Origin of the sequence: Mesorhizobium huakuii, assembly GCF_014189455.1 — a bacterium.
Lineage (GTDB): Bacteria > Pseudomonadota > Alphaproteobacteria > Rhizobiales > Rhizobiaceae > Mesorhizobium > Mesorhizobium huakuii_A.
Window position 1 is genome coordinate 5,287,129 of sequence record NZ_CP050296.1, and the last position, 17,448, is coordinate 5,304,576.

The 17,448-nt window shown below is 62.0% G+C and carries 17 protein-coding genes and 2 pseudogenes; 13 read left to right on the forward strand and 6 right to left on the reverse strand.

Going from position 1 to position 17,448, the window contains the following annotated elements; genetic code table 11:
* The first annotated feature begins 396 nt into the window (after window positions 1-396).
* Entirely contained in the window at window positions 397-2,271 is a 1,875-nt protein-coding gene (locus HB778_RS25400) for a glycosyltransferase family 2 protein (protein WP_183457908.1), read from the forward strand.
* A gap of 226 nt (window positions 2,272-2,497) precedes the next feature.
* Here the strand turns inward: HB778_RS25400 and HB778_RS41665 are convergent, their stop codons facing one another.
* Window positions 2,498-2,674, reverse strand: coding sequence for a hypothetical protein (locus HB778_RS41665; protein ID WP_244661608.1), 177 nt, complete (start codon window positions 2,672-2,674; stop codon window positions 2,498-2,500).
* On the opposite strand from HB778_RS41665, the gene HB778_RS25405 reads away from it, so the two are divergent.
* Window positions 2,673-2,984 (forward strand): hypothetical protein, encoded by a 312-nt coding sequence (locus tag HB778_RS25405; RefSeq protein ID WP_244661609.1) that lies wholly within the window; start codon window positions 2,673-2,675, stop codon window positions 2,982-2,984. The genes HB778_RS41665 and HB778_RS25405 overlap by 2 nt on opposite strands.
* Before the next feature lie 480 nt (window positions 2,985-3,464).
* The gene (locus tag HB778_RS25410) at window positions 3,465-3,965 is read left to right on the forward strand and encodes a DUF995 domain-containing protein (RefSeq protein ID WP_244661610.1); all 501 of its coding nucleotides are present in this window, start codon (window positions 3,465-3,467) and stop codon (window positions 3,963-3,965) included.
* An 841-nt stretch (window positions 3,966-4,806) separates the two neighbouring features.
* Here the strand turns inward: HB778_RS25410 and galE are convergent.
* Window positions 4,807-5,839 (reverse strand): annotated as a pseudogene (gene galE / locus HB778_RS25415) (UDP-glucose 4-epimerase GalE).
* Window positions 5,836-6,876: a UDP-glucuronic acid decarboxylase family protein gene (locus HB778_RS25420; RefSeq protein ID WP_183457914.1), complete on the reverse strand. Its 1,041-nt coding sequence runs from the start codon at window positions 6,874-6,876 to the stop codon at window positions 5,836-5,838. The pseudogene galE and the gene HB778_RS25420 overlap by 4 nt, the downstream one beginning before the upstream one ends.
* Before the next feature lie 533 nt (window positions 6,877-7,409).
* Here HB778_RS25420 and HB778_RS25425 point away from each other — a divergent pair.
* Window positions 7,410-7,736: a hypothetical protein gene (locus HB778_RS25425; RefSeq protein WP_183457916.1), complete on the forward strand. Its 327-nt coding sequence runs from the start codon at window positions 7,410-7,412 to the stop codon at window positions 7,734-7,736.
* Between the two features lie 72 nt (window positions 7,737-7,808).
* Window positions 7,809-7,970: pseudogene (locus HB778_RS25430) on the forward strand (DNA polymerase III subunit chi); the annotation flags it as partial.
* 36 nt (window positions 7,971-8,006) lie between these two features.
* On the opposite strand, the gene HB778_RS25435 reads toward HB778_RS25430, so the two are convergent.
* Complete coding sequence (locus HB778_RS25435) at window positions 8,007-8,429, reverse strand: hypothetical protein (RefSeq protein WP_183457918.1); 423 nt, start codon at window positions 8,427-8,429, stop codon at window positions 8,007-8,009.
* A gap of 125 nt (window positions 8,430-8,554) precedes the next feature.
* Here HB778_RS25435 and HB778_RS25440 point away from each other — a divergent pair, with 125 nt between their 5' ends.
* From HB778_RS25440 to HB778_RS41675, 7 genes are read left to right on the forward strand one after another with little or no spacing between them, the layout of a single operon-like run.
* Window positions 8,555-9,544: a 3-oxoacyl-ACP synthase III family protein gene (locus HB778_RS25440; protein WP_183457920.1), complete on the forward strand. Its 990-nt coding sequence runs from the start codon at window positions 8,555-8,557 to the stop codon at window positions 9,542-9,544.
* Entirely contained in the window at window positions 9,541-10,551 is a 1,011-nt protein-coding gene (locus HB778_RS25445; RefSeq protein ID WP_183457922.1) for an NAD-dependent epimerase/dehydratase family protein, read from the forward strand. Before HB778_RS25440 ends, HB778_RS25445 begins: the two co-directional genes overlap by 4 nt.
* Window positions 10,548-11,372, forward strand: coding sequence for an MBL fold metallo-hydrolase (locus tag HB778_RS25450; protein ID WP_183457924.1), 825 nt, complete (start codon window positions 10,548-10,550; stop codon window positions 11,370-11,372). Before HB778_RS25445 ends, HB778_RS25450 begins: the two co-directional genes overlap by 4 nt.
* The gene (locus tag HB778_RS25455; RefSeq protein ID WP_183457926.1) at window positions 11,369-12,625 is read left to right on the forward strand and encodes a F390 synthetase-related protein; all 1,257 of its coding nucleotides are present in this window, start codon (window positions 11,369-11,371) and stop codon (window positions 12,623-12,625) included. The genes HB778_RS25450 and HB778_RS25455 overlap by 4 nt, the downstream gene beginning before the upstream one ends.
* Window positions 12,622-13,761, forward strand: a complete 1,140-nt coding sequence (locus HB778_RS25460) for a GNAT family N-acetyltransferase (protein ID WP_244661611.1) — start codon at window positions 12,622-12,624, stop codon at window positions 13,759-13,761. The genes HB778_RS25455 and HB778_RS25460 overlap by 4 nt, the downstream gene beginning before the upstream one ends.
* Complete coding sequence (locus tag HB778_RS41670; protein ID WP_244661612.1) at window positions 13,758-14,156, forward strand: Rieske 2Fe-2S domain-containing protein; 399 nt, start codon at window positions 13,758-13,760, stop codon at window positions 14,154-14,156. The genes HB778_RS25460 and HB778_RS41670 overlap by 4 nt, the downstream gene beginning before the upstream one ends.
* 2 nt (window positions 14,157-14,158) lie before the next feature.
* Window positions 14,159-14,764 (forward strand): hypothetical protein, encoded by a 606-nt coding sequence (locus tag HB778_RS41675; protein WP_244661613.1) that lies wholly within the window; start codon window positions 14,159-14,161, stop codon window positions 14,762-14,764.
* A gap of 68 nt (window positions 14,765-14,832) precedes the next feature.
* Here the strand turns inward: HB778_RS41675 and HB778_RS25470 are convergent, their stop codons facing one another.
* A complete protein-coding gene (locus tag HB778_RS25470) occupies window positions 14,833-15,990 on the reverse strand; it encodes an ATP-grasp domain-containing protein (RefSeq protein ID WP_183457930.1) in 1,158 nt (385 codons plus the stop codon).
* A 223-nt stretch (window positions 15,991-16,213) separates the two neighbouring features.
* On the reverse strand, window positions 16,214-16,684 hold the full coding sequence (locus HB778_RS25475; protein ID WP_183457932.1) for a carboxymuconolactone decarboxylase family protein: 471 nt from the start codon (window positions 16,682-16,684) through the stop codon (window positions 16,214-16,216).
* 135 nt (window positions 16,685-16,819) lie between these two features.
* Between HB778_RS25475 and HB778_RS25480 the strand changes: the two genes are divergently transcribed.
* Complete coding sequence (locus HB778_RS25480) at window positions 16,820-17,446, forward strand: TetR/AcrR family transcriptional regulator (RefSeq protein WP_183457934.1); 627 nt, start codon at window positions 16,820-16,822, stop codon at window positions 17,444-17,446.
* Window positions 17,447-17,448 lie beyond the last annotated feature (2 nt).

Sequence of the window (17,448 nt, forward strand, 5' to 3'; positions counted from 1 at the left end):
CCGCGATACTCACAAATTCGCGTCAAATTCCGATATATTATCCCTGGCTAATTTAAGAGCCGGTCGCAGCTAAGAGTCAAGTACAATTAACGGTTGCTTAACCATGACTCGCTCGGCATGGTTAACATGCCGGTCTGCCGGATCCTCTTCGAATCGGCTCAATCCCATCCGTGCTGAAAATTTTGCCGGCTCTCCATTCCGGAGTCGCCCTCTGGCGGCTCTTCTGTGAGATGCCCTCGCGGCTCTGGGGGGCTAGGTTAACCAATGCTCAAGAAGCATAGTTAAGCAACACTTAATTTAGTTGACTCTAAGAGAACGGAAGCTGATTCTACAGCCGGGATGTGAGGGTTTTCAACCGCGGTTTGGCTGAAGCCCGAAGTGGCGGCGCGTAAGCAGATGAGTATAGACGTAGGCATAGTCGGCCATACGAACAGACGGGCACGGCAAGCCGAGGCGGCCCTGGCCGGCTCGGCGCGGAAGCGGCCCTATCTCGTGCCGGTGCTGTCGGCCACCCAGCAATGGCTGCTCAGGCTGGCCTTGGCTTTCTGGTTCGTCACGCTCGGCTTCTTCTGGTCTTGGTGGCTCAGGCCCGAGCATGTTGAGCATATCGGACCATATGTATTCGCGACAGCCATTCTGCTGTGGCTCACGCTGATGCCGTTGTATTTTCTCCTGAACGTGCATGCGTCGAAAAAACCGTCCAAACTTCATACGCTCCCGAAGCGTTCGCGGGTCGCGATGGTTGTCACCAAGGCCCCCTCGGAACCGTTTGCCGTGGTTGCGCGCACGCTGGAGGCGATGCTGGCGCAAGACTACCCGCATGATACCTGGCTTGCCGACGAGGATCCCTCCGAAGACACGATCGCCTGGTGCAATGCTCACGGCGTGCTGATTTCGACGCGGCGCGGCAGGGAAGACTATCACCGCAAGACTTGGCCGCGCCGCACCCGCTGCAAGGAAGGCAATCTGGCGTTCTTCTACGACCACTATGGTTACCAGCGTTACGATTTCGTCGCCCAGATGGACGCCGACCATGTGCCGACACCGACCTATCTCAGGGAAATCCTCTATCCCTTCGCCGATCCCACGGTCGGCTATGTGTCGGCGCCGAGCATCTGCGACAACAATGCCGCCGAAAGCTGGTCGGCGCGCGGCCGGCTGTTTCCGGAAGGGATGTTCCACGGACCCTTGCAGTCCGGCCATACCGGCGGCGGGGCGCCGCTCTGCATCGGCTCGCATTATGCCGTGCGAACCAGGGCGCTGAAGCAGGCGGGCGGTCTCGGTCCGGAACTGGCCGAGGATCATTCCACCTCGATGCTGATCAACGCGGCCGGCTGGCGCGGCGTGCACGCGATCGACGCCATCGCGCATGGCGATGGACCGCAGACTTTCGCCGATCTCGTCACCCAGGAATTCCAGTGGTCGCGGAGCCTGATGACGATCTTGCTCGAGTATTCGCCCGCATATTTGGCCAAGCTCTCGCCGCGGTTGAGGTTCCAGTTTCTCTTTTGCCAGCTCTGGTATCCGCTATTCGCCGTCTTTGCGTTGCTGATGTACGTCATGCCGATCTATGCGCTGTCCACCGGGCGCAACTTCGCCAATGTCATGTATCTCGACTTCCTGTTCTACTACGTGCCGAACGCGGTCGCCCTGGTCGGTCTGGTGATGATGCTGAAGGCTTTTGGCGTGTCGCGGCCGATCACGGCCAAGACGATCAGTTGGGAAGGCACGCTGTTCCTCTTCTTCGCGCGCTGGCCCTGGGTACTGGCCGGCACGCTGTCGTCGGTGCGCGACTATTTGACCAAATCGTTCGTCGATTTCCGCGTCACGCCCAAGGGCAGCGGCCCCAAGCATCTTCTGCCGGCTCGTGCCTTCGCGCCCTATGTGGTGCTGGCCATCGGTGCGGCGCTGCCCGTCCTGCTCGTTGACCACCCTTTTGACGCCACCGGCTTCTACTGGTTCGCCGCCCTCAACGCCTTCCTCTACGGGTTCCTGGTGTTGGTCATCGTCGTCAGGCACGTCATCGAGAACAAGATCCCGCTGCGCGCCAATGTGACGAAACTCGCCTTGCAGGCTTCGCTTGCCCTGTTGGCGATCATCGTGCCGGCCATGGGTTTCTACGACCGTGGCATGGAGGGCGTCTACGGGCTGCAGCAGGGTGCCGGCGGCTTGCGCATCGTCCGCGTCGCCTATGTGGTTTCCGGTGCTGGCCAGGGCAACATCGGAGCCCGCAACTTCTACTTCGACCCTGGTTGGGAAACGCGGCGCTGACGCCCAGACTCATCCACCCGTAAGAGTTCTCCCGAACTGCATTCACCTTGATTGACGGTCTCGATTGCCGGCCGGCGACCCGCCGCAGCCTCAGGCACGAGCGAATAAGATCAAATTTTAATAATATCCGATCGAGCGCTGAAAGGCGGCACTGACCATGCCGTTTGCGCGAATTTTAATAAGTATCCTCTAATATTCGAACATGATGTGAGTGGCGGTTGGCTGTTCACGCGGCGCGGAAGACACCAGAGAAAAATATCTCTGCGTCCAATCGATTTGCATTTATCGACAGGGGATAGATGATGAACAAATTCATCAGGGGCTTGGCTGCCAAAGGCAGAAAAAATGGCTGGTCTATAGCTGCTTTTGCATTGATCTCGATGGTTTCCGGTTGCCAGAGCATGGACGCGACCACGACCGGCTCACTCGCCAGCAAGCCCGCGGTGCATGCGCCAGCCAAGAAGATCCACTACGTCGGGAAGACGCGCGGTCATGTGTTCAACCGCAAGCGCCTCATGCAGACGACCAGCGTGACACGCACGACCGAGACGGCCTACGCCGCCTTCGTGCGGCCGCAACCGGCCAGGATCGTCACGCCGGCGCCAGTGAAGGTTTCTTTCCAGCCAGGCGATGGTGGTCCGTTCCTCGGTCATTCCCCCTGGATCTGCGGTCCGAGTGGATTTGGCCAGCGCGCCACCTGCCGCGCGCGCTAACTAAGAAGAGTTCGGCGGGGACTGGGATCCGGGCGTGAGAAGTGAGGCGGCGCGGGGCTGCGCCAGCCACCCCTTACGCCCGGATTTCCATTCGCGCCGATACCAATCGACAAACGCCTTCGAACCGTCTTCGATCGGCCCTCGTGGCTTGACGTCGAAGTCTCACATCGGCCGTGGTTCCGTGGGCTTGTCGCCTCTCGGTCTGAAGCGCCTCGCTGCGGCGCAAAAGGTTGACATCGATCTTTGCCCAGCTGTTAATGCGCGTAAGCCAAGCTGCTGACCGCGCCCGGAAACCCGGTGCTGCATCGATGGGGAGAACGCTCCGAGGTGGCGCGTCCTCGGCCACGATCGTGTCGGCGCTACGCTGGATCGGGATGCGAAAACCGTATGCGACCGTTGATTGCGCCGACAGTTTCGATCAGATTGCCTTGGGCTCGCATAGAGCCGGAACGCGAGCAGTCTGCCAGGCGCGCCTGGCTTGTGCCTCTGCTGGTCGTTTGTGGCCAGTTGGCGCTTTCCGGAGCGGCTCAAGCGGCCAACGAAAAGAACCCCAAGCCTGCGGAAGCCGCCGCCACCGTGCCGACGGCTTTCGAGCTGCAGCGTCTCTACACCGACCGCACATGGCTGTGGAAAGACGGAGCGGCCTATTTTGGAAAGACCGGTCGCCCCCTCCGGGCCTGGACGTCGGGGCAGGATTCAGCCTCTGTCGCCGAGGGCAGGTGGCTGGTGACCAAAGACGGCAAGATGTGCATGGACGTCGCCTGGCGGTCCAAGAGCTACAAGGGCAAGCAGCAGCGCACCTGCTACAGCCACCGCATCGAGGGTGGGACCATTGAGCAACGCAAGGATCCGGATGGGGTATGGTACAGTTTCAAACGAACCCCTGAGGACCCTTCAGACGAGTATCGGAAATTCGAAGTGGGCGACACCAAGGGCGCGCAGTTCGAAGAGACCCGCAAGCTGATCGATTCCAAGAACTAGGTCGTGTTTCAGCCATATTGAGCCGGTGGTGCCCTGCATGAGCGTCGACGCAGTCAGCGATTGTGCCTTTCGCTCCAAGCCCATCGCGGCGGGTTGAGCAACCCCCAAATCCTTCCCTGTTTTGACAGCGGGCCGCTTTGCCGGGCGCCTGTCAGGGAACTTGCGAATCGCTTATGGTCAACCATCAAGTGGTTCGGCTGAGCGGTCGGCGCGCCGACCGCCGATTGATCGCATTCAATTGCAACTGACGGACGACGAGACGGTGGCGCTACCATAGGGTTTTTATGAAATTTAATAATTAGTGATGTCTAATGTTCATGCGTGATGTGCGAGTGGTTGCCCACGTGGCGTAGAAGCGACGAAGGCATGGTATGTCGCGATGCGTCCTTGGCCTATACTTGATAACAAGGGACACATGATGAACAAATCCGCAATCGGCGTATTTGGCCCAAGCAAAAATATAGTATCTATTGTTGCGGCTGTGGCGATGATCTCTGTGGTTGCAGGCTGTCAGGGCCTGGATGCGACCGAAACCAATTCGGTCTTTATCAAGCCTGTGGTCCATCCGGTCCGCAGCAAGCCCGCGCCCAGCCGGTCTACACCATGTCCACGGTTCATTCGCTTAGAAGCGAGCCTCAGATTCTGATGACGAGCGCGGTACGGACGGCTGAAAGTACTTACGCTTTTACATCGCCACAGCGGATCAAAGTCCATACGCCGGGGCCTGTGAAGATCGCCTACAATCCGGTCATTGGTGGATCGTTTCCGGGCAGTTCGCCCTATATCTGCAGCCCCAGCGGATTTGGCCAACTCGCGAGTTGCCACCCGCGCTATCTCTGATCTATCCAGCCGCGACGGACGCGGCCGCCGGGCTTGGCGGCAGTTTCACCGGTTTCGTCTGCAGCCCGAAGAATGGCGCCGCCGTCCTGACGATCGTGTCGAGGTCGGAAAGCTGCGGCACAAAACCAAGATACGCGCGCGCCTTGCCCGGATCGGCATAGAGCTCGGCCGGATCTCCCGGGCGCCGGGCCCTGAAGACGGCCGGAACCGGTCTTGAGGTTATCCGGCTGACCGCCTGTATGATCTCCTTGATCGATACGCCCCACCCAGTGCCGAGGTTGACCGCCAGGCTGTGTCCGCCGCCCTCGAGGTGTTGGACGGCTTTCAGGTGGGCGCGGGCCAGGTCGCTGACGTGGATATAATCGCGCACGCAGGTGCCGTCCGGCGTGTCATAATCCGTGCCGAAGACCTCGATTTCGTCGATCATGCCAGACGCCGCCATCAGCACCCTGGGAATCAGATGCGTCTCCGGCGAATGCCACTCGCCGAGCTCGCCGTCGGGATCGGCACCGCAGGCATTGAAATAGCGCAGGATCGCAAATTTCATCCCATAGGCGGACGCATAGTCGCCGATGATCTGTTCTCCCATCAGCTTGGTGCGCCCGTAAGGGCTGATCGGATTTTGCGAGGAAGTCTCGCGAATGGGCAACGCTTCCGGCACGCCGTAGGTCCGCGCAGCTGCTGGAGAAGATGATGTTGTCGATGGCATGCGCGCGTGCCGCGTCGAGCACGGCGATGGTGCCGGTCACATTGGTCGAATAATAATCGGCCGGCTGGTGAGCGGATTCCCCGACATAGGCCAGCGCCGCGAAGTGGATGACCGACGTCGGCCTGTATGTCCCGATCACCGCTTGCAGCGCATCCCGGTCCCGGATATCGCCCACGACAAGCGGACCCCAGGCGACGGACTTCCGGTTGCCGCGGCACAGATTGTCGAAAGCCACGGGCAGATAGCCGGCGGCGGCCAGCAGCTTGCAGGTGTGGCTGCCGATGAAGCCCGCCCCACCTGTCACCAGGATCGCTGGTCGGCTCATGAGGCCGCGGCCCCTGTGATCATCCGGCTGCCGTAGAGCAAGGTGTCGAAATAGTCGACGGTGTGCGCCAGCCCCTGGGCCAGGTTGATCCTCGGCTCCCAACCGAGATTGTCCCTGGCGAAGGAAATATCCGGTTTGCGCTGCCTCGGATCGTCGATCGGCAATGGCCGATGCACGATCTTCGATCTGGAGTTGGTGTAGCCGACGACCAGCGTCGCGAGCTCCATGATGGTGAATTCGCCGGGGTTGCCGAGATTGACCGGATGGGCGGGCGCACGCGGCGCATTCATCAGCCGCATGAAGCCCTCGATCAGATCGTCGGCGTAACAGAAGGAGCGGGTCTGCAGGCCGCTGCCATAGACGGTCAGGTCTTCGCCGCGCAATGCCTGGACGATGAAGTTCGAGACCACGCGCCCGTCATCGGGCTGCATGCGGCGACCGTAGGTGTTGAAGATGCGGGCGACGCGGATGTCGAGGCCATATGTCCTCGAATAGTCGAAGAACAGGGTCTCGGCCGAACGCTTGCCTTCATCATAGCAAGAGCGCGGTCCATGCGTGTTGACGTTGCCGAAATAACTCTCGGGCTGTGGGTGCACGAACGGGTCGCCGTAGACCTCCGAAGTCGAGGCCTGGAATATCTTGGCATTGTTCCGGCGCGCGAGTTCCAGAAGGTTCAGCGAACCGAGCACACTTGTCTTGAACGTATGGATCGGGTCCGCCTGATAGTGCGGCGGAGAGGCAGGGCAGGCAAGATTGTAGATCTCGTCGACTTGAAGATCCACGGGCAGCGGATCGACGATGTCATGCTCGATGCAGGTGAATCTTGGATCGCGCAGAAGGGCGTTGAGATTGTATCTCTTGCCGGTATGGAAATTGTCCAGCACGACGACGTCGTACCCATCCCGCAACAGGCGTTCGCACAGATGCGACCCCAGGAAGCCCGCGCCCCCGGCAACCAGGGCGCGACGTCGTTTTTGGTTCGGCTCTCTTTGACCGATCCCGGATCCCAGTTTCAGAACCTTGATGACCTTGTTCATGCTTGCCCCTTACGCAACGCGCACGCTACCGCCGAGCCGGGATAACAGCCCAGCTACGCCTTCAGAACGTGACAAACCCTCCGCATCAGCGGATTCGCCGTCATTGATGTGCGTTAATTATTCTCTGGGTTCGCCGGGTCGGTGCCGCACGCTTTACGTGCTGCCGCTCATCCGTCTCTGCGCCCCAAAACCGCGATCACGTGCCCAGTGCCATCATCGTCGATTGCTCGCCCAAATTGCACATCCCAACACGCCAAAAATATACCTGTAGGGATTATAGTCAACTAAATTAGTAGTTTCTTAACTATGGCAGTTGGCGAATGGTTAATCGTCGGGCTGGGTTCGACTCGCAACGCCGGACCGTGAGCGTCTGAGGAGGATGCTCTTTACAAATCAACAGTTTGGATCGGCCATGTGACGGCCTGTCAGGGGCTGGGCATTGGGAAATGCCGAGGTCACCACATCAGTGCGCATCTCGGCCTATATCCCAGGAAATATACTTAAATGAAGACGGGCTCGGGCGACCCTTGCGGATGTCAAATTTTCAGAGTGCAACTGGATTGCTGGCCAAAGCCGCTCGGGCTGCAAATATAAACGTCACGGTGAAAATATTTTGCCAAAATTTCCTTATGAAAAGAGGACGCATCGCAACCAGTTATAGCGGAAAGAAAACCAAGAGCCAAAAGTTGAACGGAAAGCCGCTTCGTGGAGGCGAGTTTCAATTGCGATCTCTTTCCATCGCACTGCTCGCAGGCTCTGCGCATAAAGGCCTCTCATTCACACCGCGCGGATCAACGGTCATTTTTGCCGGAAAGCGCGCATCTGTCCATTCCATGCCACAACATCGGCAATGGCATTGAGCGCATAGGTAGAGAGCGCCGTCCATTGCGCGATCGCGTATCTGCGCGGAACGGCACGCCGGCATGGTGTCGCCCTACCTTGCCGGTTACGAGCGTGTCGTGTTCCTATTCAATGGCCATGACACGGCCCAGGTCGAGGCGGCCAGGGGACACTGGAAGACGATGAGGCACGCCGGCCACGCCGTAACCTGCTGGCAGCCGACGCCGGATCGGCGCTGGGAGCGCAAGGTCTGAGAAACGTCGGCAAATGATCGTCGCCTCGCTTGGTTGTTACTGGCTCTTCTCCTCGATAAGCAACTGCCGGTTGGCTTGCAGCAGATCGAGATACCGCTGCCTCGTTTCCGGATCGGCCTGGCAAAAGAACCTCAGCAATTCGTTGGCACGGTCTTCGAACGCGCGAAACGCCGGAAACTCCTTCGTTCCGGCACTTGTCGAACGACTGAGTGTGAACCGGTCACGGAAGTTCGATCCATCTCCCGAATAAGACACGGTGATCCTGTCTACCTGCCCGTCAATGTAGGATGTCGAGACACGCGACTGGTTTCCATTGGGCTTTTCATCGATCGTCTGGAGAATCCCGCTGCCGCCTGGATTTGGGCACTCGACCGAAACTCTCAGGAAATCGGTGTTGGCCAAGCAAGAGGTGGCGTCGCCAAGCAGCAAAACCAACGCAAGACCGATCGAGGTTTGCAAGGGCGGAGACCTTCTTTGCTTCATTCAAGACCTTCATCGTCAACGACGATTGACGGAATATCACCATAAATTGTTAGCATCGATCTATGAGTTGGAAGAAGAGCAACTCACGCGGCGGGCTGAGAATGCGGATCAAGATCATTGGAACCGGGCGTGCCGTGCCGGCAACGTGCGTGACGTCGCGCGCGCTCGAAGAGAAATTGGGGCTCGGCCACGGCCAGCTTGAGGCCGCCACCGGCGTCGTCGAACGCTATGTCTGCGATGCGGAATCGCAGGTGGATCTCGCTTGCGCGGCGGCCCGTCTGGCGCTCGCTGATGCCCGGATCGGGGCAGGCGAGATCGATCTTGTCATCGGCGGCTGCGGCGTGCCTTACCAGCCGCTGCCATCGACCGCGCCGCTGGTGATGCAGCGGCTGGGCATGGCCGATGGTTCGGCGGCGGCCTTCGACGTCAACAGCACTTGCCTCGGCTTCCTGACCGCCTTCGAGACTGCCGGCCGCATGATCGAGGCCGGGCAAAGCAAACGGGCGCTCATATTCTCCTCGGAGGTCGCCTCGCGCGCCTTGCCCTGGAAAGACCAGCCGGAAATCGCTGCCCTGTTCGGCGACGGCGCGGCGGCGGCTATCCTGTGCCGGTCGGCGCCCGGAGAAGGCAAGATGGCAGCCAGCCTGATGCGCACCTATCCCTCGGCCTATGACGCCTGTGGTATAGGTTCCGGCGGTACTCGTTTCGACTTCCATCGCCAGCCGCAGGAATTCGCCAGCCACGCTCTATTCCATATGGATGGTAAGGAGCTGTTTCGCGTCACATCGCGACATTTCAACCGCTTCCTGACTGACCTGTTGGAACGCGCGGGCTGGGATCATGAAGAGGTAGACCTCGTCGTGCCGCATCAGGCCAGCCCCTTTGCCCTGGTCCATATGGCGCGTCAGACCGGCTTTGCCCGGGAGAAGCTTGTCGATATCGCGGCGCGCTATGGCAACCAGATCGCCGCTTCGATCCCCTTCGCCTTCGACATTGCGCGCCGCGAGCGGCGCATCGCGCCGGGTGCCAAGGTACTCTTCCTCGGCACCTCGGCCGGCGTGTCGTTCGGCGGCATGGCGCTGCAGGTATGAGGCGCGTGCTCGTCACTGGCGCCAGCGGCTTCCTCGGCGCGCATATCGTGGCGCGGTTGGCAGCGGACGGCATGCAAGTGGTGGCGCAAGGCCGCGATGTCGGGCGCTGCGTGGCGCTCGAAGCCGCCGGTCATGCGGTTGTCCGCCGCGATCTGTCGCAGCCGCTCGACGCGGATGCCGAGGCCGCGTTCGGTGAACTCGATGCCATTGTACATTGCGCGGCGCTTTCGGCACCGTTCGGCCGGCTGGCGGATTTTCAGGCGGCCAACGTCACGGCAACCCGCAATCTCGTCGATTTCGCGCATCGGCAAGGCGTGCGCCGCTTCGTCCAGATATCCAGCCCCTCGGTCTGCTTCGCCTTTCGCGACCAGCTCGACGTGCCGGAGGACATGGCTTTGCCGGAGCCGGTCAATGCCTATGCCCTCACCAAGCGGCAAGCGGAGGAGATCGTGCTGGCTGCGTCCGGGATTAGCCCGGTCATCTTAAGGCCGCGCGGCATATACGGGGCTGGCGACCGCGCCTTGCTGCCGCGCCTGCTTGCGGCGGCCCGGCGGCCGTTGCCGCTGTTTCGCGACGGCCAGGCGCGCATCGACCTCACCCATGTCGACGATGTCGTCGATGCGGTGGTCGCGGCGCTCGAGGCCGGCAGCGATGCCGATGGCCAGATTTTCAACGTTTCCGGTGGTGAGGTGCTGCCGGTGCGCCGCATTGCCGAAGGCGCCTGCGCGCGCGCCGGCGTGGCGGCGCGGTGGCGAAAAATGCCGTTGTGGCCGGCCATGCTGGCGGCAGGTGCGATGGAGGCGGTGGCGCTGCGCTTGCCGGGCCGGCCCGAACCGCCGGTCACACGCTACGGCCTCGGCCTGTTCGCCTATGCCCAGAGCCTCGATATTTCAAAGGCTGCGCGGATGCTGGGCTGGGCGCCGAAAGTGTCATTCGAGGAGGGGCTTGACCGCACATTCGGCAAGGCGGCGGAAAGCCGGTTTGCAGCAGGGAGGGCGGCGGCGTGAAGATTGTCTTCGCCAACAGCGCCTGGGTCAGTGCCGCCGAAAGGCTGATCCTGCACGGCGGCAGCTGGCAGAGCGTCCGGCTGCGTGTTCGCTATGGCCTCATCATCCACCCGCGGGCCGGCCCGGTGCTGATCGACACCGGCTATACACCGCAAGCGACCCGCGGCACCGACCGCGGCACTGCACTGCGCCTCTATGGCGCGATACTTAAGCCCCAGCTCAACGCGGCCGAGCAACCGCTGCCGGTGCTGGCGCGGTTCGGCCTCACCCCGCAAGATGTGCGCACTGTCATCGTCACCCATTTCCATGCCGACCACATTTCCGGCCTGTCGCAGTTTGCCAATGCCCGTTTCATTGCCAGCGACGCCGCCTGGTCGCGGCTGAAGGCGCGCACGGCGTGGCAGAATCTGCGCCATGGCGTCTTCGCCGAACTGTTTCCGACCGACTTCGAGACCCGCCTCGACGGACTGTCGAGCAAGGCACGGATCGCGCCGCGTGGCGCCATTCCCGGCGGTGCCGATCTGTTCGGCGACGGCAGCGTGGTTGCGGTCGATCTGCCCGGTCATGCCGACGGGCAGTTCGGCCTGTTGTTCGCCGGAATGGAGCGGCCGCTGCTTTACGCCGTCGACGTGCAATGGCTGCTCGCGGCACTGGTGCAGAGACGCACGCCCGGCTTTCCCGCAAGCCTGCTGGCCGAAGACTTCACCGCCATCGAGCCGACCAGCGAAGTCCTGCGCCGTTTTCTGGCGGACGGCGGCGAGGTGATGTTCTGCCATGATCCGGAGCCGAAATCATATGATCTGGATGGCGAGAGCGTATGAGCGGGTTCGCTGAAGCGCTGGGCTCGTTCGCCCACACTCGATGGGTGTCGCGCAAGAGCCGCAAGAATTTCGAACGCTGGCAGGCCCGCGCCTTGCGTCGCTGGCTCGACCGCGACCTGCCGCTGGCGCCTTTCTACGGCAAGCCGCCGCGCCGTCTCGACGATCTGCCGGTGACCGACAAGGCACTGCTGATGGCGAATTTCGAGCGCTTCAACATTCGCGGCGTGTCGGCCAGCGATGCCTGGGGCGCTGCTTCCTCAGATGGCTGCCTCGGCGATCTGACCGTCGGCGCCAGCACCGGGACATCGGGCAATCGCGGCCTGTTCGTCATTTCCGAGGCCGAGAAATATCGCTGGCTGGGTACGATCCTGGCCAAAGCCATTCCCGACCTTCTGTGGCGCCGGCAGCGCGTGGCCGTGATCCTGCCGCAGAACAGCGGACTCTATGACAGCGCGCGCCAATCCCGGCGCGTCGAACTCGGCTTCTTCGACCTCAGGCTTGGTCCGGAAAGCTGGCGCGATGCACTCGAGGATTTTGCGCCGACGGTGATCATTGCGCCGCCCAAGATACTGCGCCACGTCGCGACCGAGAATTTCAGGCTGGCGCCGGTCCGCGTCTTCGCGGCCGCCGAAACGCTGGATCCGGTCGACCGGCCGGTCATCGAGGCGTTTTTCGGGCTCCCGCTCGACCAGATTTACATGGCGACGGAGGGACTGTTCGCGGTCACGTGCCGGGAAGGCGGGCTGCATCTGGCCGAAGATTCGGTGTATTTCGAGTTCGAGCCGGTCGGCGACGGTCTGGTCACGCCGCTGGTCACGGCCTTCCGCCGGCAGACGCAGATCATGGCGCGTTATCGGATGAACGACTTGCTGCGCCTGTCCAAGGTGCCTTGCCGCTGTGGCTCGCCGCTGCGCACGGTGGACGAGATTGTCGGCCGCATGGACGATGTCTTCCGGCTGGTCTCAATGCATGGACCAATCCTGGTTACGCCAGATATTTTGCGAAACGCCGTGTTGAGGGCCGATCGCCGTATCGACGATTTCCGGCTGATCCAGACGGCAGCCGATAGGGTCGAGCTGCGGCTGGCGCCGGGCCTTGCCAACGACGCGGCGGAGGCTGCCCTGGAGGCGGTGCGCGCGCTGCTTGCCGCGCGCCAGCCAAGCGTGGCAGTGGAACTCGTCCGTGCACCGCTGCCCCTGGAAACCGGCCGCAAGTTGCGCCGCGTCGAATGCCGGCTGGGGGCGAGGCCGTGAGTCTTGAAAACGTCGACGAAAGCCAAGCCGATCGGGTCGAGAACAGTCCGCGCCAGGTCGAGGCCCTGGTCGAGCTTTTCAACGAGGTGCCGGCCCGCGATCTCGTGCGCAACCTGGCGGTCAGGGTCGAGGCTTTCGAGGTCGCCGGGCGCATTTTTCCGCTGACTTTGAACGACGCCAGCGAGGCGCCGAACTGCTACATCTGCTGCCCGTCCAGCGCCTATATCGACTATGCCATCGACGAAACGCGCAACTTTGCTTCGAGCCCGTTGCTGGAGCGCATGGTTCGCGCGCTGGTCCGTGCCTGTGCACCGCTGGTGAAGGCAAGCGGCCTCGACCATCAGGTACAGGTCAACAATTGGCTCTATTCGACCAATCCGGTGCCACGGCTCGAACGCGCCGCCATCGCCGAGATGCGGACTGAACTGACCACGCGCTTTCCAGATCGCGCCATTGTCATCCGCTCGCTCAACGATATCGCGGACCCCTCAACCATCGCGGCGCTGAAGGCGCAAGGCTTTCGTATGCTGGCAGCGCGGCAGATCTATATCTTCGCCGATCGCAGCGCGGCGCCGTCGACGACGCGCGACATGAAACGCGACCGCAGCCGGTTGCGCTCGACGCCCTTTCGCCTGGTCGGCGATCGCGACTTCAGCGAAGCCGACTACGTCAGGAGCGAAGAGCTCTACGCCATGCTCTATCTCGACAAATACACCCCGCTCAATCCGCACTACACAGCCCGCTACATCGGCGAGATGCACCGTCGCGGCATCCTCAGACTTGTCGGCTTGCGCGACAACGGCAGCGGCAGGCTCGTCGCCGTCACCGGTCTGTTCGAAAATGGCCGGACGCTGACCCAGCCAATCGTCGGCTACGACACCAGCCTGCCGATCGGCGACGGGCTCTACCGCATGATGATGGCGATGGCGCAGGATCATGCCACGGCGCGCGGCCTGTTCTTCAACATGAGCGCCGGTGCGGCCGATTTCAAACGCCGTCGCGGCGCGGTGCCGGCGATCGAGTACAACGCCGTCTACGTCAGGCATCTGCCGCTTGGCCGTCGCGTTGCGGTGCGGATCATGGAAACAGTCCTGGCGTCGATTGGTGTACCACTGCTTCGGAGATTTGAACTGTGAGCGAGCGCCGAGGCAAGAGCGAGCAAGAGGATCACTGGCAGGCCGTGGCGCTGTCCACCGAAGTCGGGCGCAAGCCCTGGCGTCTCCTGCTTGATGGCGCTCCGATCGTGCTGTTCCGGTCGGCAACCGGGATTTCGGCCCTGTTCGACCGCTGCGCGCACCGGCTGGTCGAATTGTCGACCGGCAAAATCGTCAAGGGCGAGATCGAATGTCCCTATCATGGCTGGCGTTTTGACGGTGATGGCCGCTGCACCGCCATTCCCGGCCATGTCGGCGCGGTGCCCCATTATCGGGTGCGGCGCTATCGCGCGATCGAGCGCGACGGCGTCGTCTTCGTCGCGGTCGGCTCCCCGAGGGCGAACCTTATCTGCACTGTATGCAGGGCCAGGATGTGATCGTGCGGCGCGTGCGCTCCTCGACGCAGTCGACGGTCATCGACGCAGCGGAAAACATCCTTGACGCCACCCACACGCATTTCACCCACCAGGGTTTGCTGCGCGGGCTCAGTGCCAAACGGCATCTGGTTCATGTCGAGGTGACCGGCGGCGAGGGCTGGGTCGAAGCCTGCTACACCGGTGAAGAGCGCCAGCAGGGATTGATCAGCCGGCTTCTGGAAGGCGCGCGCACCAAGACCATCGGCCGCTTTCGCCATCCCGGTATCGCCGAACTGGAATATTGGGGCACAAACGGGCTTGTGCTGGCGACGACTTTCCATCTGCGCCAGGCCGATGAGCGGACCGTCGAGGGTGTCGGCTGGCTGATCGGTCAGCGCCAGGGCGGGATCGGTCATTTAAAGGCGCTCGCCTTCAAACCGCTGTTCAACATTGCCTTGGAGCAGGATCGCAAGGTGCTGAAATCGGCGAGCGACAATGCGCGTTTGCCGCCGGAGGCGTTGCCGGCAATCGGTCCGCTGGATTTCCTGCGTCGCGACATAGCGGCCATCATGGAAGGCAAGATGCCATCGGCTGCGGCGGACCCTCGCGTTCACCAGATCGAGCTTTAGCTCTTGATCGATATTTACAAGACCGTTCCTGAACAACGGGATAGGTCCATTTATCGATTCGACGAGGATCAGTCCTGAAGTGGTCCGTTCCATTCGATGTCGCGCGTCGACGCCTGCTGCAGGCTGATGTGCTGGCGTAATGCCGCGCCGGCGATCTCGGCCAGAGCGCGCCATTGCGCCTGTTTCGGCGCGGGGTCGCCGGGCCAGTCGAGCAGTTCGTCGGCCGCGCGCATCGCCTGGCTGAAGCGCGCGATCCGCAGGGATCGTAAGGCCGCCGGCAATCCGTAGATCCACATCGCCGGCCGCACTGTCTGCGGCGTGGAGACGTCCGGTTTCACCTCGCGGCCGTCCTCGAGCATGGCCTCGGTGAAACGCCGTGGATCACGGAAGAAGTGCAAGCCGCTCACGGCACGCGGATTGCACTCCAGCGGCAGCACCCGGCCATCCCTTTCGCGTATCAGGTCGAAGGATATCTGGCCGGTCCAGCCGGTGCCGGCGACGAAGGTCTCGACGAGGCGCCGAGCGGCGGGATCCTCGACCAGCTCGAAATAAATACCTGCGCCTTTGCCGGCGCGATAGAGCGAACGATAGAGCCCCAGCGCCTTGAGCTTGCCATTTAGCGCCACCGCATAGGCGCTGATCTCGTCGCCGGAGACAAAGCGCTGCGCCACCCACGGCATTGCCGGTGACGGCTCAATGGCATCGAGTTCGTCCTGTGATGGGCGCAGCAGCACATGGCTGGCGAAACGCGACCAGACCGGCTTGAACACCAGTTCGCGCGATCGGCTGCGCACGGCCTGCAGATCATCCTTGCTCTGCAGCAGCATTGTTTCCGGCACGGCGAGGCCGAGGCTTTCGGTCAGCTGCATGAAGGCGTGCTTGTCATGCACCTGCGCCAGCAGCGCCATGTCGGGCGCGAACAGTCGCGCAGGCATCGCGCGGTCGCGCCAGATCTGGCCCAGATAGAAGATCTCTTCGCAAGTCGGGATGACCAACTCGATGCCTTCGCTACGGACCAGCGCCTCGACGGCTTTGCCATAGGCACGCCCGGCAAATCGCGGCGGCGGCAAGCGGTGATAGAGCGCGCATGATTTGCTCGCCGCGGCGATAGGGCGGGCCGGGCTGTCGGCCAGGATAACCCGCCGCCCGGCGCCGTGAAGCAGTCGCGCCAGATGCAGCGCCACCGGTGCTCGGGCTCCGGTGATCAGCACTGTGCTATTCGCCATGGGATATCGGCTCATGCGCCATTCGAAATAGTTTCGGCACGAGCGTTGCGCGAAATCCCAAGCGTTGGCAATGCCGATGTGACAGTCGATCCGGCCGGTGCGGAATGGTCAAATCCGGAAGATGGCGAAGTCGTCATCAGCGCTGACGGCATGCGGTACTTTGATTGATTGGGCATGACCCGCCGTCGACAGGCCATGCCGCTGGCCAGGGGTTAGCCAGGCATCACTGCCCACCCATTTCCTTCTTGAATGTGTCGAAATCGACCTGCATGCCATTGAAGATGGTGCTCCAGTGGCGGGTGAGCGCAGCCATCGCCACGGCTTCCTGGATTTCCTCGTCGGTGGCGCCGGCGCGCTTGGCGTCCTGCGTGTCCGACCAGATGCAATAGGTGCACGGAATCTGCGCCGCCACCGCCAGCGAGATCAGCGACTTGACCTTCGGCGGCAGTGCCGTCTTGTCGCTGAGTTCGATGGCCTTGACCTCGGCCCATGCACCGGGCAGACCGGCCTTGGGAAACTGCTTCACAAAGCTCGGCACGCCGCCCATGGTCGACTGGATGTCCTTGAGGGTGGCATCATAGTCGTCGGCATGGGCAGGTGCCGCGGCCAGTGTCAGCGCACAGCCGGCAGCAGCGAGCAGGCAGGTGTGGCGTATGGAAGAAGGCACGGATGAAAGAATGCGATAGGCAAACATGACATTCTCCTCTGGTCTTTGTTGGCCTTACGATGTAAGGTGACGTGGAAAATGAACCTTACAGTGTAAGCTGTCAAGCGACGCCATGGACTCATCGATCAAAAAAAGCGAGCGCGTGGGCGCCTGTCGCGCGAAATGATCGAGGACGCGGCCTTCGACGTTATCGAGACGGAGGGGCTCGCCGGCTTTTCAATGCGCAAGCTGGCGTCGGCGCTCGGCTGCGAGGCGATGAGCATCTACCATCACTTTCCTTCGGTGGCGCATTTGCACGAGGCGCTGGTCGACCGGCTGGTCGGTGCGCTTGAAATGCCCGACGCCAGCCTGCCGTGGCGGCAAAGGATGCGCATCGCCATCGAGGATTTTCGCCGCATCGGCCGTGACCATCCCGCCTATGCTGCCTTCTTTGTCACCTACCGGATGAACTCGCCGACCTGCCTTGCCTGGTTGAACGGCATTATCGGCCTGTTCAGGGATGGCGGCTTCGACGTCGAACTCAGCGCCAGGCTGTTCCGTGCCGTCGGCTATTATCTGATGGGCGCGGTGCTGGACGAGAACGCGGGCTATGCCAAGGGTCCGTCGGCGGTGAACACGGTCAGCGACGAGCAACTGGCCCGGGATTTTCCCAATGTCATGGCCGCCGGGCGCTTTTTTGGCACCGCCGAATTCGACAAGACATTCGAGCTCGGCCTCGACATGCTGCTGGACGAGATGGAACGCCTGCGCGACGGTGCCGATGCAGGCCAGTTGTCCGGCAAGGTGTGATT

What these genes read in the sequence shown, in the direction of transcription:
- HB778_RS25470 (WP_183457930.1), bottom strand. Translation starts at nt 15,990, where the DNA reads ATGGCGAATAGCACAGTGCTGATCACCGGAGCCCGAGCACCGGTGGCG.
- HB778_RS25440 (WP_183457920.1), top strand. Translation starts at nt 8,555, where the DNA reads ATGCGGATCAAGATCATTGGAACCGGGCGTGCCGTGCCGGCAACGTGC.
- HB778_RS25445 (WP_183457922.1), top strand. Translation starts at nt 9,541, where the DNA reads ATGAGGCGCGTGCTCGTCACTGGCGCCAGCGGCTTCCTCGGCGCGCAT.
- HB778_RS25420 (WP_183457914.1), bottom strand. Translation starts at nt 6,876, where the DNA reads ATGAACAAGGTCATCAAGGTTCTGAAACTGGGATCCGGGATCGGTCAA.
- HB778_RS41665 (WP_244661608.1), bottom strand. Translation starts at nt 2,674, where the DNA reads ATGCTCTGGCAACCGGAAACCATCGAGATCAATGCAAAAGCAGCTATA.
- HB778_RS25405 (WP_244661609.1), top strand. Translation starts at nt 2,673, where the DNA reads ATGGACGCGACCACGACCGGCTCACTCGCCAGCAAGCCCGCGGTGCAT.
- HB778_RS25480 (WP_183457934.1), top strand. Translation starts at nt 16,820, where the DNA reads ATGATCGAGGACGCGGCCTTCGACGTTATCGAGACGGAGGGGCTCGCC.
- HB778_RS25400 (WP_183457908.1), top strand. Translation starts at nt 397, where the DNA reads ATGAGTATAGACGTAGGCATAGTCGGCCATACGAACAGACGGGCACGG.
- HB778_RS25455 (WP_183457926.1), top strand. Translation starts at nt 11,369, where the DNA reads ATGAGCGGGTTCGCTGAAGCGCTGGGCTCGTTCGCCCACACTCGATGG.
- HB778_RS25425 (WP_183457916.1), top strand. Translation starts at nt 7,410, where the DNA reads ATGTCAAATTTTCAGAGTGCAACTGGATTGCTGGCCAAAGCCGCTCGG.
- HB778_RS25475 (WP_183457932.1), bottom strand. Translation starts at nt 16,684, where the DNA reads ATGTTTGCCTATCGCATTCTTTCATCCGTGCCTTCTTCCATACGCCAC.